1 protein-coding gene and 2 pseudogenes are annotated in these 2,016 nt (G+C 47.6%); 1 reads left to right on the top strand and 2 read right to left on the bottom strand.

Features of this window, described 5'->3' with window-relative positions:
• Positions 1–62: 62 nt before the first annotated feature.
• Together ABZJ92_RS21615 and ABZJ92_RS21610 are read right to left on the bottom strand one after the other, a co-directional pair.
• Positions 63–422, bottom strand: a pseudogene (locus tag ABZJ92_RS21615) (alpha/beta hydrolase); the annotation flags it as partial.
• Positions 422–1,342: an alpha/beta hydrolase gene (locus ABZJ92_RS21610; protein WP_000981715.1), complete on the bottom strand. Its 921-nt coding sequence runs from the start codon at positions 1,340–1,342 to the stop codon at positions 422–424. The pseudogene ABZJ92_RS21615 and the gene ABZJ92_RS21610, both read right to left, overlap by 1 nt.
• A 137-nt stretch (positions 1,343–1,479) precedes the next feature.
• On the opposite strand from ABZJ92_RS21610, the pseudogene pgrR reads away from it, so the two are divergent.
• Positions 1,480–1,914: pseudogene (gene pgrR / locus ABZJ92_RS21605) on the top strand (DNA-binding transcriptional regulator PgrR); the annotation flags it as partial.
• Positions 1,915–2,016: the final 102 nt, after the last annotated feature.

The raw sequence follows: 2,016 nt of genomic DNA, 5'->3' as shown, positions 1-2,016 counted from the left end.
CGCCATGATGCGCGACGGGACTTTTTATACCCCGCAGGGGTCATAACATGCTTGACAACTTAATAGGGGCACCCCCCACACACACCCAGCACGCCAATGCGTTCAGCATCAACATATGGCAGAGTTACTGCATAATCGATAACACGGCTAATATCCTCTACGCGCTGTGTCGGATCTTCTATCCAACGAGGCTACCCACCAGATTCTCCCTGGAAACTGGCGTCATAAGCGAGAACGACATAGCCTTTTTCAGCCAATGCCTTGCCATAGATATTGCCAGACGTCTGCTCCTTACAACTGCCAAAAGGATGGACGCTGATAATCGCCGGATACTGTTTTGACTCATCAAAATTTGGTGGAAACTGAATATTGGCAGCAATATGCCAGGCCATATCACTATTGCGGATTTGAATATGTTTCATTACAGAGTTTCCTCAAAGAACGGAGCTAATACTGAAATTGCTTCAGCCACATAGGCTTTGCCGTCATAAAGATCCATATGGTTTGCGCCTTCAACAATGTGATAGCGTTTATCCTGGCTTGATGCCCGATCGTACAGGTCGTCACTCATCCATTTGCTCCCTGCCTGGCTGCCCGCCACAATCTGCATCGGCTGAGTCAGGTACACTTCCGCCATATGGTAAGCATCATAGGTAATAATCTGGTTAAGGCTGCGCAAAGTAGCGTAACCCGGTGCTGTTGGATACTGCGCACGAGGTGTGTGGTAATACTCCCAGGCCTGACGCAGTTCTTCGTTCGGCGCATCGGCCTCCTTCATTGGAGCCAGTGGCATAATGGCGTATTCTTCGCTGCTAATATCGCTGGTTCGGGCGTTTGAGCCAGCTTCAATGTGTGGCAGAGCATCAATAGATTTCACATTGTTTTCCCAACCATTGCGGAACATCGAACCAATATTGACCGCACTAACGGTACCGATGGCCTTGATGCGGCGATCCTGAATTGCAGCATTGGCTGTATATCCTGCACCGGCACAAATTCCCATCGCACCAATTCGGGTATTGTCGACATAAGAAAGCGTTGTCAGGTAATCAATCACGGCACTGACGTCTTCAGTACGAATGTATGGGTTTTCTAACTGACGCGGCTCGCCGCCACTTTCACCTTGATAAGATGCGTCATAAGCAATAGTGACAAATCCCTTTTCCGCCAGCTTTTCGGCATAGGTTCCGGCCGTTTGCTCTTTAACGCCCCCACCTGGGTGAGATACCACAATTGCCGGATACTGACGGGTTTCATCAAATTTTGGAGGGAAATAGATCACTGCAGACAAAGAGATGGTTGGATTATTGCTGTTAGTGAAGCTGACTTTATTATTCATCATTCAGTTCCTCATGGAGTTGTCGGTTCGTTTTGACGGTTGGTGATATCACTATAGATATTGATCATTAAGTTGATTAGACCCTAAATCATGATTAGACCTATCATTTAAATGATTAATAGATTGTATGGAGATACTGAATGAAGCGTGAAGAAATCGCTGATCTGATGGCGTTTGTCGTCGTTGCAGAGGAGCGTAGCTTCACTCGCGCAGCAGCCCGCCTGAGCATGGTGCAGTCAGCTTTAAGCCAGATAGTGCGCCGTATAGAAGAACGATTGGGATTGCGGCTTCTGACGCGAACCACGCGCAGCGTTGTACCCACTGAAGCGGGCGAGCATCTTTTGTCTGTTCTTGGCCCTATATTGCATGACATAGATTCTGCCCTGACATCCCTGAGCGATCTGCAGAACCGCCCATCCGGGACAATACGTATTACTACTGTAGAACATGCAGCAAAAACGATATTGTTACCAGCCATGCGCACATTCCTGAAATCGCATCCTGAAATTGATATTCAGCTTACCATTGATTATGGTTTGACCGATGTCGTTTCTGAACGTTTTGATGCAGGCGTCCTGAGGTGTACTGGCAATAGCGGATACTACCATTTGTTCTTTTTTTAAGCAGCCATCTGATGATATTTTTCCCTGAAGGCTGCCGGGGAGATATTCCCCAGA

The organism is Shigella sp. FJ200513 (assembly GCF_040495915.1).
Taxonomy (GTDB): domain Bacteria; phylum Pseudomonadota; class Gammaproteobacteria; order Enterobacterales; family Enterobacteriaceae; genus ECMA0423.
The sequence above is the reverse complement of the archived record's forward strand: the minus strand, read 5'-3'. Positions and strand labels throughout refer to the sequence as shown.